Source organism: Sinorhizobium medicae (assembly GCF_007827695.1).
Taxonomy (GTDB): domain Bacteria; phylum Pseudomonadota; class Alphaproteobacteria; order Rhizobiales; family Rhizobiaceae; genus Sinorhizobium; species Sinorhizobium medicae.
In genome coordinates, this window is the sequence record NZ_VITA01000001.1 from 299,704 (window position 1) to 316,187 (window position 16,484).

A 16,484-nucleotide genomic window follows, 5' to 3' on the forward strand; every position below is an offset into this window, starting at 1 on the left:
ATGGTGTCGAGATGTCATCGGCCGCGCACGCACTTATCCTATGCCAATCTAGTCCTATGCCAATCTAGCTTCCATAGGTGCCGACAATCTCCGCTTCGCCGATGAGGTGCTTGCAGGCTCTCTCCCACGCCTCCGCGGCACCCACATCTTCCGGAATCGAGAGATTGGCGATATCGAGCGCGGCAAGCCTGAAGCGATACCGGTGGACGCCCGTTCCGACGGGCGGCTGCGGCCCATCGTAACGGGCATTTCCGAAATCGTTCTTGATGAACTTGATCCCGCGTTCAGGCCCGGTATCGACGGCTTTTGGAAGTTCGGTCCAATGGCCTGGAATGTTGATGATCCCGCAATGGCGAAACAGCCCGCTTACCGCATCCGGATCCTCGATAATCAATGCGAAGCTCTGCGTTCCGTCCGGCGTACCCGTCCATTTCAACGGCGGGAAAAGGTTTTCGCCAAAACGAGTGTATTTCTGCGGTATAGGCTGGCCGTCGGCGAATACGGGACTGATCAGACTGAAGGTCATCAGTTGCTCCTTCCATGTACAAGCAAGTGAGCGGCGCTCTTCGAGAATGTCGCTTATCTCCAAATCGCGGGAAACCCTTTAACTTTGTCTCGCCGCTATTTCGGGGGGGAAAGCCGCCGCTAACTTTCCCTGCGATAATTGTGTGCCCTCTCCCAAATAGCAGAACCAAAGGTCGCCGCATGTGTTCCCGAGGGCGGCCGAAGCGGTGTTGCGAAAGAGGCCTCGCCGAAGCGAGGCAGACAAGAAGAACCAGCATGGAGTGCCGCAATGGAACACCGTTGGCTTCGATGACCTGTTCCTTGCCCTCCGGTAAGGAAACTCCAGGCTTTCGGGAACGTTCCGACCGGCGCGGATGCGCTTGGATGCGTTGGCGCAGAACGGATGTATCCGTGCGGCGAGCGCACGGCACAGGAGCAAATCCCGCCGCGCACGCGGCGCTTGTCTTCAGACAAATTTCATTCCGCGGCCGGAACTTTGAGGCTCGTGACCGTGTTGATGAAGGCGCATCGGCGGTGAATGGGGCCGGTCGCACCCGACGCACTCTCTCCGGAACATGAGCGATGCAAATACTGTCTGTGACGGCCGAAATTTTTCCACTCGCAAAGACTGGCGGCCTTGCAGATGTAGCTGGATCGCTTCCCAAGGCGCTCCAGGCTCACGGTATCCATACGCGCAGCTTCGTTCCCGGCTATCCCGGCGTGGTTCGTGCGCTCAGCGAGGCGTCTGCGATCACCGAGTTCGACAACCTGTTCGGCGAACGCGCCACCCTCCTCGCCGGGCGAGCGCAGGGACTCGATCTGTTCGTGCTCGATGCTCCTGGTTTCTACAACAGGCAAGGACCTCTCTACACCGACACGCACGGCCGGGAATATGCGGACAACTGGAAACGCTTCGCCGCCTTTTCCCTGGTCGGATCGCAAATTGCACGCGGCCTCGTAACGAACTGGCGCCCCGATGTGATCCACGCGCATGACTGGCATGCCGCAATGAGCCTCCTCTATTTGAAGTACGCCGGCGACGACTCCGTTCCCCGTGTCCTCACCGTGCACAACCTTGCGTTCCAGGGGCAATTCCCGGCCTACTACTTCCCCGAGCTGGGGCTTCCGGCCGAAGCCTATTCTATCGATGGCGTCGAATATTACGGCGACATCGGTTTCCTTAAGGGCGGACTGCAGGCCGCGGATGCGATCACCGTGGTCAGCCCTACTTATGCACGGGAAGTCATGTCGCCGGCTTTCGGCATGGGCCTCGAGGGCGTGATGAACGAGCGGCATGTCGACGTCGTCGGCATCGTCAACGGGATAGACCTGGAGGTCTGGGATCCATCCTCGGATCCCTACATCGAGCATCACTATTCGACGCGCGTACCGCTGCGCCGCCTACCCAACCGGCAGGTGCTGCTCCGGCACTTCGGGCTGCCGAACACGTGCGGACCGGTCTTCGCCAGCGTCAACCGATTGACATGGCAGAAGGGCATGGACCTTCTCGCGGCAACCGCGGACGAGATCGTCAGGAATGGCGGCACCCTGATCGTCCATGGACAGGGCGACGAGGCGCTGGAGGCCGCGTTCATGGATCTCATGCGACGGTATCCGCAGAACGTTGGGGTCAGCATCGGTTATGACGAGCGCCTCGCCCACAGAATTCATGCCGGTGCCGATGCCATGCTCGTTCCGTCCCGCTTCGAGCCCTGCGGCCTCACGCAACTCTATGCGCTGCGCTACGGCTGCGTGCCCATCGTCGCTCGCACGGGCGGATTGTCAGAAACAATCATCGATGCGAACGATGCCGCGCTTCACGCCCATGTCGCAACCGGCATTCAGTTTACGCCCATAGACAAGCAAGGTCTGCGCCTCGCACTGCGCCGCGCCCTGAGGCTCTACCGACTGCGACGCGTCTGGGAGGGGCTGCGCCGGCAAGGCATGAAAACCGATTGCTCCTGGCACCGCAGTGCCGCCCGCTATGCAGAGCTTTACAGCGAGCTCCTCAACCCCGACATGCGTCTGGTCCGCAGCGCCTGACGCAGGTGACCCGTCGCTCAGCCCTCGCATTCCAGATCGCTATCATTCGCAAAGGTGATGAATTGATAAGCAGTGCGGCATGGATTGCTCTGCCCGAATATGCGAATGGCTGGCCGAGAACGTTCCCGCGGAGACGCGGTCCCGCTTTGAAGGAATCGAACCGATGGCCGTCGACAGTGTCCCCGGCAACCTTTCGCATGAAAATGGAACCGCCCGCGCCGGCGTGATCGTCATGCTCCTTGGCATGCTCATGTTTTCGGTAAACGACGTCATGGGAAAGTGGCTGGTAGCCACCTACTCGGTCGGTCAGGTGGTGCTGATCCGCAGCATCGCAGCGGTCCTCCTGCTCGCGCCGTTTCTATGGGTGAGCGGCCCGAAAAAGCTCTTCACCCTGGAGCGGCCCGGCCTTCAGCTTGCCCGCGTGGTCGCCTCGACCGCGGAAGTGATCGCCTTCTATTTCGCCGTCGTCTACCTGCCGCTCGCAGATGTCATGACCTATTGGCTGGCTGCGCCGATCTATGTCGCGGCCATTTCGCCGCTGGTCCTCAAGGAACCGGTCGGCTGGCGGCGCTGGACAGCGATCGCCATAGGCTTCGTCGGCGTCGTCGTCGCACTCGAACCGTCGTCGCAGGCTTTCACACTGCCGGCCGTCATTTCGATCCTTGGCAGCATGGCCTTCGCCTTCATGATGATTTCCGGGCGGTCGCTGCGCGGCACTCCTGATACGACCCTCGCCTTTTGGCAGATTGCCGGCGCCGCGGTGGCCGGCCTCGTATGGGCGCCCTTCGACTGGACACCCCTCAAGCCGCTCGACACGGCGCTGCTCTGTCTCCTTGGCGTCGTCGCAATGGTCGCCCACGTGCTTGTCAACCGGGCGCTGAAGCTCGCCGACGCCGCGACGGTAGCCCCGCTGCAATACACGCTCCTTTTCTGGGCAATCTTCTTCGGATGGCTGATCTTCGGCGATACGCCGCGGCTTTCGATGGTACTCGGCGCCGGCCTTATCGTCGCCTCGGGCCTCTTCATCTTTTTCCGCGAACAGCAGCTGAAGAGGCAGGGGCGGCTGAAAGGCTGAGTTCTCCATCCTTCGCTGGCCGTAGGATTAACGCAAAGAATATCCGTTATCGCGCCTATCGATTTCGCTTATAGGAAATCTGCTTTAGAGTTTCCCCGGAAGCGCCGGTCAATGGCGCCAATTGAGGGGAATGAACATGCGAAGCCTTATTCTGGCGCTTGCGCTCGCCGCTTGTGCACTGACCTCCTCCGCAACGGCTGCGGAGAAACTGAGGATCGGAACCGAGGGTGCCTATCCACCCTTCAACTTCGTCGATTCCACCGGCAAGATCGGCGGCTTCGACGTGGAGATCGGCCTCGCGCTTTGCGAGCGCATGAAGATCGAATGCGAGGTGGTCGCTCAGGATTGGGACGGGATCATCCCCGGCCTGCTTGCCAGCAAATACGACATGATCATCGCGTCGATGTTCATCACCGAGGACCGTAAGAAGCAGGTGGCTTTCACCGATCCCTACTACCTCGCAGCGATGACGCATGCGGCGCCGAAGGGCGCCGGCATCACAGACTTCAGCAACGAAGCGCTCAAGGGCAAGGTGATCGGAGCTCAGTCAGGCACGACTCAGGCCGATTACATCGCTGCCGTCTATCCCGATGCCGAGATCAAACTCTACCCTACTCAGGACGAAGCCAATCTCGATATGGTCAACGGGCGGCTCGACCTGCAGGTGGGCGACATGCTGCCGCTACTCGATTGGGTTACCAAGAACGACGACGGCAAGGGTTGCTGCGAGCTTATCGGAGAGCCGATCACCGACAAGAAGTTCGTTGGCGACGGCGTTGGCATTGCTGTCCGTCAGGAGGATAACGAACTGCGAGAGAAGCTGAACAAAGCGCTTGACCAGATCCGCGCCGACGGAACGTACAAGAAGATCAACGACAAGTATTTCACCATCGATGTTTATACGATGAAGTGAACGTACGGTCTCCGCCAGTCTCATTCGCTCCGCACGCGGGAAGAAGGAGACTGGCAAGCCGATGACGTACCCAGCGGGATGAGGAAAGGTGTGCGCGGTTTTCCGCCCGCATCCTGCGTCTCAAACTCTTTGGAATCGATCACGTTCATGTTTCAGGTCGAGCCGACCTAAACATCGTGACCTATCGTCTGCCCGAAAAAGCAAAAACGTCGACCGGCTCATCAAGTCCCCGCAAGACATATGAGCCCAGATTTTCCAGCTGTCCTGCACAGCCCGCCTTCTCGACGAAGGCTTTCGACAGCAGGACCGGACGCTTCAACTCCTTTGTGAGGGTTTCGAGGCGCGAGGCGATGTTAACGGCCGGTCCGATCACCGTGAAATCGAGCCGCCTGCGCGAACCGATATTGCCGTACATCACATCGCCGACATGAACGCCTATACCGTAGCCGAGCGGATCGTGGCCCTTGCGCAGATTCTCCTCGTTGAGAACGGCAAGAGCGGCCTGCGCCTCATCGATGGCTCCGAGAAGCTGACTGCAGGCACAGGGGTTGCTGAGCGGGAAGATCGCCAGCAGCCCGTCGCCCATGAATTTCAGTATCTCTCCGCCGTGCCGCTCTATCGGTTCCGACATAGCGTCGAAATATCCGTTCAGAAGCTCGATGACGTCGTCCCGCGGCCAGAGGTCCGACAGTTTTGTGAAATCGCGCAGATCGCAGATCAAAATTGCGGCGCCGACCGTCACCCCGCTGCCGCGCGTGGTCGCTCCGGCAAGGATCTGCTCGCTTGCATGCGGCCCGACATAGGTTTCGAGGAGCGTGCGGGCGAAGCGGTTCTTCAGGCGGATTTCGCTGACGAGCGCCAGGGCAGGCAGAATATCCTTCAAAAAGATCAGGTCATCGGGCCCGAAGCCGCCTGGTCGGTCGCTCGCAAAGGTGATCGCGTGGCGTTTGCCGAGCGTATGGTAAAGCGGCCAGATGAGGTAATCGGTCAATCCTTCTGCGCGCAGTTCGTCGTAGAGCGGGTATGCCTTACCAGAGGCTGGCGGATCGTCGAGATGCCCCCGCACTTCCTCCGCCCCCTCGTTGAATTCGCGCAATGGACTGTTCAGATATTCGATCGAATCTTCGACGCCATAGGCGTAGGTATCGAGCTCTGCCTCCGACAGTCCCTTTCGCCACAGTATCCGAGCACCGAGCCATTGCGGGTGGTGAATCCTGAAATGGAGGGTGGCACGGGCAACCGGAACTCCCGCCTCCACCAGCCTGTTGCACAGCTCCACGAAGATGTTGTCGATGAAGCGTTCGCCCCGCGTCTCGATGACGAGCCAGTCGATGATCCGGCGCCGCCGCGCCGGCCATATCCCCTCGCTGCCGTCGGGCAAGTTCGAGGGTGGCTCTGTTGGAGACTGCAATGCGATATCCGCCTCGCCCGGCTTCGTGATCGTCATGTCAAAACCCCAGAGATTGCTGCGCAGGCTCGGGTGGGGCGACAGCGACGCCTTCCATTTCGAGCATTCTGAGCTTGGTGGATGAGCCGCCCGGCGCCGAGAAGCCGCCGATCTTGCCGCCGGCCGCGAGCACCCTATGGCACGGGATGATCAGCGCCACTGGATTTTTTGCCATCGCCTGCCCGACATCCCGGGCAACCTCCGGTCCTGCGCCGAGCTCCTTCGCAAGCGCGCCGTAGGTGGTCGTGCTGCCCCACGGAATTTTTCGAGCGGCCCGGTAGACACGCCTGAAGAAGGCGTCCTGCCCCTCGAGATCGAGTTCGAAGCCGGAGAAATCCGTCTTTCTGCCCTCGAAATAGGCCTTCACCGCGACGATTGCTTCGGCGACCCGCGGCGGCGGCTCATGCGGCACTCCGCCCTGCAATCGCCGCAGGAGCAACCGCTCGGTGGACTCCGCGCTTCGCGTCGGCAACTGGAAACGGATGATGCCGGCATCGCTCCAGGCGATACCGCAGCAACCGCTCGCGGTTTCGAAGATATGATAGTGGTGCATGGTTTCGCTCTCCTCCAGCGCCGTATGCCCTATGCGGCACGCCGGATCGCTGCAGCGCTTCGAGTTCCTTCATGGAGAATCGTGCGCCCGGGGCTTGAATTCAACCCGCTTTCCGTAGGGGATGGCAAAAAAGACGGTCTTACTTCTCTCATTCCCGCGTGGCGCTCGCCGGATCTCTTGAATAGACTGAGACGATATCTCATCAGACCGGTGTATCGCTTGAACTCGGATGTCGAATTTTTTGCGCGCAGCGCCGTGGAAGTGGCGGCCGATCTCATCGGGTCCGATTTCACTGTCTCCGGTGTCGGCGGCGTCATCGTCGAAACGGAAGCCTATCTCCCCGACGACGCGGCCTCGCACAGTTTCGCCGGTACCACGGCGCGCAATCGTGCGATGTTTGGTCCGCCGGCGCATGCCTATATCTACCTCTCCTACGGTCTGCACTGGTGCCTGAACTTCGTCTGCCTGCCAGGAAGCGCGGTATTGATCCGTGCGATCGAACCGAAATGGGGCATCGAGACGATGCGGGCGAGAAGGGGCGTTCGTGAAGACAGGCTTTTGTGTTCCGGTCCGGGGCGTGTCGGCCAGGCGCTGGCGATCAACAGGGAGCAGGATGGCTTGCCGCTCGGGCGGGATCCATTCCGCCTCACCCTGCCCGCCACGAAGCCGCCTGTTGTCACCGGCCCGCGGGTCGGCATCACCAAGGCCGTGGAGCACCCCTGGCGCTTCGGATTGGCGCGCTCGCCCTTCGTGAGCCGGAAATTCTGACAGGAGCCGTTTTTCATAAATCATCGTGATCCAGAGGAGCAGACCAATGACGAGATCGAACATAGGCTTCATCGGACTCGGCCTGATGGGCCAGGGCATGGCGGCCAATATTCTGAAAAAGGGCTGGCCGCTTTTCGTTATGGCGCATCGCAACCGCGCGCCGGTCGAGGCGCTTGTCGCCGAAGGCGCCAAAGAGGCGAAGTCACCGCGTGAGATGGCGGAACACTGTGACATCATCGTCCTTTGCGTCACCGGCTCGCCGGAAGTTCTCTCCGTCATGGGAGGTCCCGACGGCATCGCCAGCGCCGGCAGGCCGGTGACCATTATCGACTGCTCGACATCCGACCCTTCCGTCACGACGAAGCTGGCGGCCGATGTCGCCGAAAGCGGCCTCACGCTCATCGATGCGCCGCTTAGCCGGACCCCGGCAGATGCGGCCGCGGGCACGCTCGACGTGATGGTCGGCGGTGCCGAAAACGACGTCCAGCGCATCTGGCCCGTACTCGAATGCTTTGCGGGCCGCATCATCCACACCGGGCCGACTGGCTCCGGTCACACCATGAAGCTGCTCAACAACTTTGTCTCGATGGGCTACGCTGCTCTTTATTCCGAAGCGCTCATGCTCGGGCGCAAGGCAGGGCTCACGCCCGAGGTTTTCGACAGCGTCATCCGCGGAGGCCGGATGGATTGCCCCTTCTACCAGACCTTCTTCCGCTGGGTTCTGGAACGCGACCCGAACGCCCACAAGTTCGCGATCCGCAACGCCTTCAAGGACATGAGCTATCTCGCCGGCTATGCGAATGCGGCCGGCATTGCCAATCCGATCGGGGCGGCCGTCCGGAATTCCTTTGCCCAGGCCGTCGGCGCAGGCCGCGGCGAGGACTACGTGCCGATGCTGTCGGATTTCATCGCGAAGTCGAACGGTCTGGAGTGAAGGGGCGGCGAGGGCCGCTTGTCGGGCCGGCATGACAGAATTCCATCAGGCTTGAAATGTAATCTTGCAGGAATGCAACATTGCCGCCGATCTGCGGCTTTGACTGGATCTCGCGGAATAGCCAATGTGTGCGAAGTGAAAATGGAACAAACGTTCCGCGTTTCAGCGCCGTCCCCGAGGAGACACCGTCATGACTGCCGCCCTCCCCTTCGCCCTCAACCATATGGCCGCTCCGGCCCTGCCCCTCGACGCGTTCTTCGCGCTGGCCGCGTCGCTCGGCATCTCAATGGTCGAAATCCGCAACGACATTGCCGGCAACGCCATTCTTGATGGGACGAACTCGCAGCAGGTGAAAGCCCTTGCGGAGAAATATGGATTAACGATCATCTCGATCAACGCCTTGCAGCGGTTCAACGAATGGAACGAGACACGGGCAGACGAGGCGCACGAACTCATCTCTTACGCGCGCAATTGCGGCGCAAAAGCTCTGGTGCTCGTGCCCGTCAATGACGGCAGCGGCAAGGAAGACCGCGTCCGGCAGGCAAATCTGCGGCAAGCGCTGAGCGCGCTGAAGCCGATGCTCGACACTGCCGCCATAGCCGGACTCGTGGAGCCGCTCGGGTTCGAGGTCTGTTCGCTCCGTTCGAAGGCGGAAGCGGCCGATGCGATCCGGGAAATTTCCGGTGATGGAACCTTCCGGCTGGTGCATGATACGTTTCACCATCACCTGTCAGGAGAAGATCGGTTTTTAGCCGATATGACAGGTCTCGTTCATATTTCCGGCGTTGCCGACGGCAATCTCGCGGTCGCGGATATGCGCGACCCGGATCGCGTTCTCATCGGCACGGGAGACAGGCTCGACAACGAAGGTCAGATTCGCCGATTGCGGGCAGAAGGCTATGCCGGCCCCCTCTCTTTCGAGCCCTTCGCTCCATCCGTGCATGAACTCGCCGACCCGGCAAACGCCCTTCGCGAGAGCATGAACTACCTCCGGGTGCGGAGCTGATCGCCACCTTCGATCGAAAGAGCGGAAAACCGGCCGTGAAGACCCGGGCACTCTTGACGGGATCAAGATAAAATGGAATACATATTCCGTAATATAGAAACATCGGTTTGTTTGTTCCGTTTTGACGGAAGCGCGCAACGGGAGTGCCGCTTCCATTCCAGGTTTGGACGCGATCGCGAGACGATCACGTTTCCGGCTGAAGAAGGTGTCGCCGGCACCAAGTGGAGGAGAAGAAAATGAAGAAATTTTTCGCGGGCACCGCCTTGGCCGTGCTGATGTCGACGGCAGCGCATGCAGAGACAATCGGGGTGTCGATGGCGCTCTTCGATGACAACTTTCTGACCGTGCTGCGCAGCGGCATGCAGGACTATGCCAAAACCCTTGACGGCGTCGAGCTGCAGGTCGAAGACGCTCAGAACGACGTCTCCAAGCAGCAGAGTCAGATCCAGAATTTCATTGCCGCCGGTGTCGACGCCATCATCGTCAATCCGGTCGACACAGACGCGACGACCGTCATGTCGAAGATCGCGGCCGACGCGGGCATTCCGCTCGTCTACGTCAACCGTGAGCCGGTGAACGTGGACACGCTTCCGGAAAAGCAGGCTTTCGTTGCGTCGAATGAACAGGAATCCGGCACGCTGCAGACCAAGGAAATCTGTAAGATGCTGGGCGGCAAGGGCAAAGCCGTGGTCATGATGGGCGAGCTCTCCAACCAGGCCGCGCGCATGCGCACCAAGGACATTCACGATGTCGTCGCAACCGACGAATGCAAGGGCATCGAGATTGTCGAGGAGCAGACCGCGAACTGGTCGCGCACGCAAGGGGCGGATCTCATGACGAACTGGCTCTCCGCCGGCCTCGAATTCGACGCCGTGATCTCCAACAACGACGAGATGGCGATCGGCGCCATTCAGGCGTTGAAGGCGGCCGGACGCTCTATGGACTCCGTCGTGATCGGCGGCATTGACGCAACGCAGGACGCGCTCGCAGCCATGGCCGCCGGCGACCTTGACGTGACGGTTTTCCAGAATGCCGCTGGGCAGGGCAAGGGTTCGGTCGATGCCGCTCTGAAGCTCGCCAAGGGCGAGCCTGTCGAGAAGAAGGTCTACATTCCTTTCGAGCTCGTCACGAAGGAAAACCTGGAGCAGTATCAGGCGAAGAACTGATTTTCGATGCCCGGGGCGCGGTGAATCCGCGCCCCGGGCTTCAGTGAAAATCGTGGGGCGTGGCGTTGCCGCGCTCCCTCGATGCCCGCGCGTCCTACCGTCCAGGCCCACAAAAGCCGACTGGAAGGCATGTTCCGCCTACCGCGTGGGGTCCGGCTGAAACCGGAACATGGGAGGCAACGAGAATGACACTCAGTCCCACGACAATGGCCGCCGTGCGCGCCAGTGGCGCCGTTCCCCAATCCGAATACCTTCTGACGGCGGAGGGCATTCGCAAGGAATTTCCCGGCGTGGTTGCGCTCGACGATGTGGAGTTCAAGCTTAAGCGCGGCACCGTGCATGCGCTGATGGGCGAAAACGGAGCCGGCAAGTCGACTCTGATGAAAATTCTAGCGGGGATCTACCATCCCGACCGGGGCGAGGTGAAGCTCAGGGGCGCCGGTATCCGGTTGAAATCGCCGCTCGATGCGCTCGAGAACGGCATCGCCATGATCCACCAGGAATTGAACCTGATGCCGTTCATGACCGTCGCCGAGAACATCTGGATTCGCCGGGAACCGAAGAACCGCTTCGGCCTGGTCGACCACGGCGAGATGCGCCGCATGACGGCAAAGCTCTTCGAGCGTCTCAAGATCGATCTCGATCCGGAGATCGAGGTCCGTCACCTCTCCGTCGCCAACCGCCAGATGGTCGAGATCGCAAAGGCTGTTTCCTACGAGTCCGACGTCCTCATCATGGACGAGCCCACCTCGGCACTGACCGAGCGCGAGGTCGCCCATCTTTTCGAGATCATTCGCGACTTGCGCTCGCAGGGCATCGGCATCGTCTACATCACCCACAAGATGAACGAACTGTTCGAGATCGCCGACGAGTTCTCGGTTTTCCGAGACGGGAAATATATCGGTACCCACCTCTCCAACGAGGTCACGCGAGACGACATCATTCGGATGATGGTCGGTCGTGAAATCACCCAGATGTTCCCGAAGGAAGACGTGCCAATCGGCGATGTGGTGCTGTCGGTGAAGAACCTGACGCTCAACGGCGTCTTCCACGACGTCACCTTCGATGTGCGCGCGGGCGAGATTCTAGGCGTCGCCGGCCTCGTCGGCTCCGGCCGCTCCAACGTGGCCGAGACGCTCTTCGGCGTCACGCCGGCGAGTTCGGGCACGATCGCGATCGATGGCAACAAGGTGGTGATCGACAGCGCCAATACGGCGATCCGCCACCGAATGGCGTTTCTCACCGAGGATCGCAAGGACACCGGCTGCCTGCTCATTTTAAACATTCTCGAAAACATGCAGATCGCCGTTCTCCAGGACAAATTCGTCAGGGGCGGCTTTGTCAGCGAAAAGGAGGTTGCTGCGGCTTGCGAGGACATGAGCCGCAAGCTCCGGGTCAAAACCCCCAATCTCTACGAACGCATCGAAAATCTGTCAGGCGGCAACCAGCAGAAGGTGCTGATCGGACGCTGGCTGCTCACCAATCCGCGCATCCTGATACTGGACGAGCCGACACGCGGCATCGATGTCGGCGCGAAGGCCGAGATCCACCGCCTGGTGACCGAGCTCGCCCGCAATGGCGTCGCGGTCATCATGATCTCATCGGAAATGCCGGAGGTGCTCGGCATGAGCGACCGCATCATGGTGATGCACGAGGGCCGTGTGACCGGCATTCTGGACAGGGCGGACGCCACTCAAATCAAAGTGATGGAGCTTGCGGCGCGCTAGAGCGGGATAAGGGAAAGCGCGTGCGGTTTTCGCCCGCCTTCCGCTCTGACTTTTGGAACCGATCTCGGCGCGCTGCCGAGCGCAGGGAGGAAAGAAAATGAATAGCAATGTCGCAGCGCAGGGCACGAATTCGCCCCTCGTTCGCTCAAGACGGCGCATGCCGCCCGAACTCAGCATCTTTCTGGTGCTGATCGGTATCGCGCTCGTCTACGAGATTCTTGGCTGGCTCTTCGTCGGCCAGAGCTTTCTGATGAATACGCAGCGTCTGACGATCATGATTCTGCAGGTCTCGGTTATCGGCATTATCGCCGTGGGAGTCACCCAGGTCATCATCACTGGCGGCATCGACCTTTCGTCGGGCTCGGTCGTCGGCATGACGGCGATGATCTCGGCAAGCGTCGCCCAGGCCTCCACATGGCCGAGGGCGCTTTATCCGTCGCTGACGGACCTGCCGGCTATCATACCGATCGGCCTCGGCGTCGGGATCGGCCTTCTCGCCGGCTTCATTAATGGTCAGCTGATCGCCAGAACCAAGATCCCGCCCTTCATTGCCACGCTGGGAATGATGGTATCGGCTCGCGGCGTCTCCAAGTGGTACACGAAGGGCCAGCCGGTCTCCGGCCTCACCGAGCAGTTCAACTTCATCGGCACAGGCATCTGGCCGGTTATCGTCTTCCTCGTCGTCGCCCTTATATTTCACATCGCGTTGCGCTACACCCGTTACGGCAAGTTTACCTATGCGATCGGCGCCAATGTGCAGGCCGCGCGAGTCTCCGGCATCAATGTCGAAGCGCATCTGGTGAAGGTCTATGCGATCGCCGGCATGCTCGCCGGTCTGGCTGGCGTGGTCACCGCCGCGCGCGCCCAGACGGCGCAGGCCGGAATGGGGGTCATGTATGAGCTCGATGCGATCGCCGCGACCGTCATCGGCGGCACTTCGCTGACCGGGGGCGTCGGCCGCATCACCGGGACGGTGATCGGCACGGTGATCCTCGGCGTGATGACGTCCGGCTTCACTTTCCTCAGGGTCGACGCCTACTACCAGGAAATCGTCAAAGGCATCATCATCGTCGCTGCGGTGGTCGTCGACGTGTATCGTCAGAAAAGCCGGAAAAAAGCGTAAAAAAGACTGCTCCTCCCAGCAGAGCGACTGGCCGGGATGAAGAAGTTTATCCCGGCATTTTCTTATCTGTCAGCGTGTCTGGCAGAGATATTCTCGCGAAATGACATATGCTCGTCCTGCAATGCAGCCCCTATGACTACGGTCTGGCTCTTGCATCACAGATAGACTATGTGACGGACATGCAAAACCATCGGAGAATTATCATGCCCTCGCAGCGCCAGCTTGCGAAACGCGCCGAACCCGGCTTCATGCTCCAGCTATGGAATGCGATGCTTGGGGTTCAGACCCGCGGAGCAGCTTCCCTCTTCAGTTCCCGCACGCGGTCGTTTTGAAGCCTCGAATATCCGCTGACGCGGCAGGCTGAACCTATCGTTCCCGCCATCGCGGAGACGGTGTCGAGACGGAATTGCGCACCACCAGATCGGGTCTCAGCAGGATTTCCATCTCCGCCGGGAGCCCGTTGGAAAGCAGCTCCAGCAGAAGCGCCATGGCGTGTTTTCCGATCAGCGTGCGAGGCTGGCGGATTGTGGTCAGGGCCGGCGTCATGAACGTCGCCTGCGGTACGTCGTCGAAGCCGGTGACCGAGAAATCCCGCGGTATGTCGTAGCCACGTGCCTTCAGCCCGATCATCACCCCGAGTGCTGTCTGGTCGTTGACGCACATGAATGCGGTGGGCAGCGTATCGCGCACGAAAAGACGCTCGACAGCGGCCCTGCCGCTCTCGAGCGTGCCGTCGCCCTCCTGGACCAGCCGGAGTTCCGCGGGAACCCCTGCGGAATTGAGACCCGCATCGTAGCCGGCGCGACGCCGCTTATAGGCAAGCCGGGTCCGCGAGTCGCCGATGAAGGCGATCTTGCGATGACCTTCGGCAAGGAGGAGGTCGACCACCTTGCGAGCCCCCTCCTCGTCGTCCACCCCAACATAGGGTATGCCGCCGTTGAATACGGGTTCGAAGATGCCGACGCTCGGCGGCAACCGCGCGGCAATTGTTTCGTGGCCGAAGGGCAGGATGCCGGTAAAGAGAATCAGGCCGGCCGCCTGATTGGAATTCAGAAATTTGAGATATTCGACGGCGCGCTGAGCGTCGTTCTGGGTGTGGCCGATCAGCACGCCATAGCCGTGCGACCGCGCCTCGTTTTCGAGGCCGACCAGGATGCTTGAAAAGTTCGGATCGCCAATATCGGGGGCAACGACCAGGATCATGTTGGAGCGGCCGAGGCGCAGGCTGCGGGCCATGGCATTCGTGGTGTAACCGGTGATCGCGATCGCCTGGTTGACCTTCAGCCGCGTCGATTTTGCAACCTTTTCCGGAGTATGGATTGCCCGCGATACCGTTGCGATCGACACCTCGGCGATCCTGGCGACGTCCTCGATGGTTGCGGGGGTGGAATCCGACACTGCGCTCTGCCTTGCGTCTCCCTACCGCATGTCTCCCTTAAAGCCTCGGCGCTAGGGTAAAACATGCGGCGATTCAAACTGCTACGGCGGCCTTTGCGCCTCTTTAGGGGCGCGGCGCTGTACACGGCGGGACACTACACACACCGCAGGCAACGTCAAAGGCCGCCGAATAAATTCCTGTGTATGTCCCGATGTAAACCTTTACATAGCGGGTGTAAAGGTTTACATCGTCTCCATTGTCGGGCGGGAGCCGCAAAGGGGGGAAACGATGGATCCGGAAACGGTCGACGCAGCACGCGTCGTGCTGGAAGCGCGTCGCATCAGCAAGTCGTTCAGCGGCGTGCAGGTACTCTTCAGCGTCAATTTCGAGCTTCGCGCCGGCGAAATCCACGCCCTGATGGGCGAGAACGGGGCCGGCAAGTCTACACTCGTCAAGATTCTCTCGGGCTTCGAGCAGCCATCCTCCGGCGAGGTCCTTCTCGACGGCGAGCGGGTGACTTTTCCTGCGAATGGCGCGGCCGAAGCTCTGGGCATCGTCATCATTCACCAGGAATTCAATCTTGCCGAGCATCTGACGGTTGCCGAAAGCCTGTTCCTGGGCCGAGAGGTGACGCGATTCGGCATGCTCGATCGGAAATATATGCGCGCCGAGACGCGCCGGGTTCTCGATCTTCTCGGTTGTAACGTGGACGCGAACGCCCTGATCGGGAGCCTGTCCATCGCCGAAAAACAGATGGTCGAGATCGCCAAAGCCATCAGTCGCGACGCGCGGATCGTCTTCATGGACGAGCCGACGGCGGTTCTCTCGCGCGAAGAGACAAGTTTCCTTTTCCGCCAGGTACGCAAGCTGCGTGACCGTGGCACGAGCTTCGTCTTCGTGTCGCATAAGCTCGACGAGGTCATCGAACTGACGGACCGGGTCACGGTGCTGCGAGATGGTCAATGGGTGAAGACCGCCCCGACATCCATGCTCGACGGCGAGTCGATCGCACAGCTCATGGTCGGCCGCGAAATGTCCAGCCTCTATCCCGCCAAAAACGAACCTGATGTCGACGAAGAGGTCGTCCTGCGTGTGGATGCTCTCTCGACCGATTACGTCAAGGACGCCAGTTTTGAGGTCCGCAGAGGCGAAATACTCGGATTCTCGGGAATGATCGGTTCCGGCCGGACCGAACTCATGGAGGCCGTCGCGGGCCTCAGGCACCGCCTCTCGGGCGAGGTGGCGATTCGTGGAGAAAGCGTACCCTCCGGCGACGTCCACGCGGCCAACCGGTGCGGCCTTGCCTATATGACGAAGGACCGCAAGGCGAAGGGTCTGCTGCTCAATTCCGGCATGACGGCAAACCTGACGCTGCAGTCACTCGGCCGCCATGCCCGCATCGGCTATCTCAGCCCGGCGAGCGAGGCCGCCGCACTCGAAAGGGCCCGCCGCAGATTCGATATCCGTGTGCGCGACGGCAATGTGGTTGCCAGGCGCATGTCCGGCGGCAATCAGCAGAAGCTGCTGCTCGCCAAGGTGATGGAGACGGAACCGGACATCATCATCATCGACGAGCCGACGCGCGGCATCGATGTCGGCACCAAGCAGCAGATCTATCATTTCATCTCGGCGCTGGCGCGGGACGGTAGCTCGATCATCGTCGTCTCATCCGAAATGCCTGAGGTCATCGGGCTTTGCACCAGGGTCGCGGTGATGCGCGAGGGGCGTATCGTAGGCATGCTCGAAGGAGACGAGATCTCCGAGCAAGAAATCATGCGCTACGCGGCCGGACTGAAGAAAATGGCTGCTGCCTGACCGCGTCGATCACGGCATAAAGCAGACACAGG

At 60.7% G+C, this 16,484-nt stretch carries 14 protein-coding genes; 10 read left to right on the plus strand and 4 right to left on the minus strand.

From position 1 onward, the window contains the following. Positions 1–64 precede the first annotated feature (64 nt). A complete protein-coding gene (locus FB009_RS01605) occupies positions 65–526 on the minus strand; it encodes a YbhB/YbcL family Raf kinase inhibitor-like protein (protein ID WP_011969904.1) in 462 nt (153 codons plus the stop codon). Between the two features lie 560 nt (positions 527–1,086). Here FB009_RS01605 and glgA point away from each other — a divergent pair. The 3 genes from glgA to FB009_RS01620 all read left to right on the plus strand — a co-directional run bounded on the left by glgA (position 1,087) and on the right by FB009_RS01620 (position 4,535). Next, complete coding sequence (gene glgA, locus FB009_RS01610) at positions 1,087–2,547, plus strand: glycogen synthase GlgA (protein ID WP_018209989.1); 1,461 nt, start codon at positions 1,087–1,089, stop codon at positions 2,545–2,547. A 163-nt stretch (positions 2,548–2,710) separates the two neighbouring features. Continuing rightward, the gene (locus FB009_RS01615; RefSeq protein ID WP_024311167.1) at positions 2,711–3,622 is read left to right on the plus strand and encodes a DMT family transporter; all 912 of its coding nucleotides are present in this window, start codon (positions 2,711–2,713) and stop codon (positions 3,620–3,622) included. 136 nt (positions 3,623–3,758) lie between these two features. After that, a complete protein-coding gene (locus FB009_RS01620) occupies positions 3,759–4,535 on the plus strand; it encodes an ABC transporter substrate-binding protein (RefSeq protein WP_024311166.1) in 777 nt (258 codons plus the stop codon). 181 nt (positions 4,536–4,716) lie between these two features. On the opposite strand, the gene FB009_RS01625 is transcribed toward FB009_RS01620, so the two are convergent. Both FB009_RS01625 and FB009_RS01630 read right to left on the minus strand, forming a co-directional pair. After that, positions 4,717–5,982: an adenylate/guanylate cyclase domain-containing protein gene (locus FB009_RS01625; RefSeq protein WP_011969900.1), complete on the minus strand. Its 1,266-nt coding sequence runs from the start codon at positions 5,980–5,982 to the stop codon at positions 4,717–4,719. Between the two features lies 1 nt (position 5,983). Then, positions 5,984–6,535, minus strand: a complete 552-nt coding sequence (locus FB009_RS01630; protein WP_011969899.1) for a methylated-DNA--[protein]-cysteine S-methyltransferase — start codon at positions 6,533–6,535, stop codon at positions 5,984–5,986. A gap of 210 nt (positions 6,536–6,745) precedes the next feature. Between FB009_RS01630 and FB009_RS01635 the strand changes: the two genes are divergently transcribed. The 6 genes from FB009_RS01635 (at position 6,746) to FB009_RS01660 (ending at position 13,259) form a co-directional block, all read left to right on the plus strand. Continuing rightward, on the plus strand, positions 6,746–7,303 hold the full coding sequence (locus FB009_RS01635) for a DNA-3-methyladenine glycosylase (RefSeq protein WP_011969898.1): 558 nt from the start codon (positions 6,746–6,748) through the stop codon (positions 7,301–7,303). Between the two features lie 46 nt (positions 7,304–7,349). Continuing rightward, positions 7,350–8,237 carry an NAD(P)-dependent oxidoreductase gene (locus FB009_RS01640; protein WP_011969897.1) on the plus strand — a complete coding sequence of 296 codons (888 nt, stop codon included), beginning with the start codon at positions 7,350–7,352 and terminating at the stop codon, positions 8,235–8,237. A gap of 190 nt (positions 8,238–8,427) precedes the next feature. Then, positions 8,428–9,243 carry a TIM barrel protein gene (locus tag FB009_RS01645; RefSeq protein WP_011969896.1) on the plus strand — a complete coding sequence of 272 codons (816 nt, stop codon included), beginning with the start codon at positions 8,428–8,430 and terminating at the stop codon, positions 9,241–9,243. A gap of 236 nt (positions 9,244–9,479) precedes the next feature. Continuing rightward, positions 9,480–10,409 carry a sugar ABC transporter substrate-binding protein gene (locus tag FB009_RS01650; protein ID WP_011969895.1) on the plus strand — a complete coding sequence of 310 codons (930 nt, stop codon included), beginning with the start codon at positions 9,480–9,482 and terminating at the stop codon, positions 10,407–10,409. A 185-nt stretch (positions 10,410–10,594) separates the two neighbouring features. Continuing rightward, on the plus strand, positions 10,595–12,136 hold the full coding sequence (locus tag FB009_RS01655; RefSeq protein ID WP_011969894.1) for a sugar ABC transporter ATP-binding protein: 1,542 nt from the start codon (positions 10,595–10,597) through the stop codon (positions 12,134–12,136). Between the two features lie 97 nt (positions 12,137–12,233). After that, positions 12,234–13,259: an ABC transporter permease gene (locus FB009_RS01660; protein WP_011969893.1), complete on the plus strand. Its 1,026-nt coding sequence runs from the start codon at positions 12,234–12,236 to the stop codon at positions 13,257–13,259. 366 nt (positions 13,260–13,625) lie between these two features. Here FB009_RS01660 and FB009_RS01670 read toward each other — a convergent pair whose 3' ends face one another. Further along, on the minus strand, positions 13,626–14,657 hold the full coding sequence (locus FB009_RS01670; protein ID WP_011969891.1) for a LacI family DNA-binding transcriptional regulator: 1,032 nt from the start codon (positions 14,655–14,657) through the stop codon (positions 13,626–13,628). Between the two features lie 268 nt (positions 14,658–14,925). Here FB009_RS01670 and FB009_RS01675 point away from each other — a divergent pair, with 268 nt between their 5' ends. After that, a complete protein-coding gene (locus FB009_RS01675) occupies positions 14,926–16,452 on the plus strand; it encodes a sugar ABC transporter ATP-binding protein (protein ID WP_018209992.1) in 1,527 nt (508 codons plus the stop codon). Positions 16,453–16,484 lie beyond the last annotated feature (32 nt).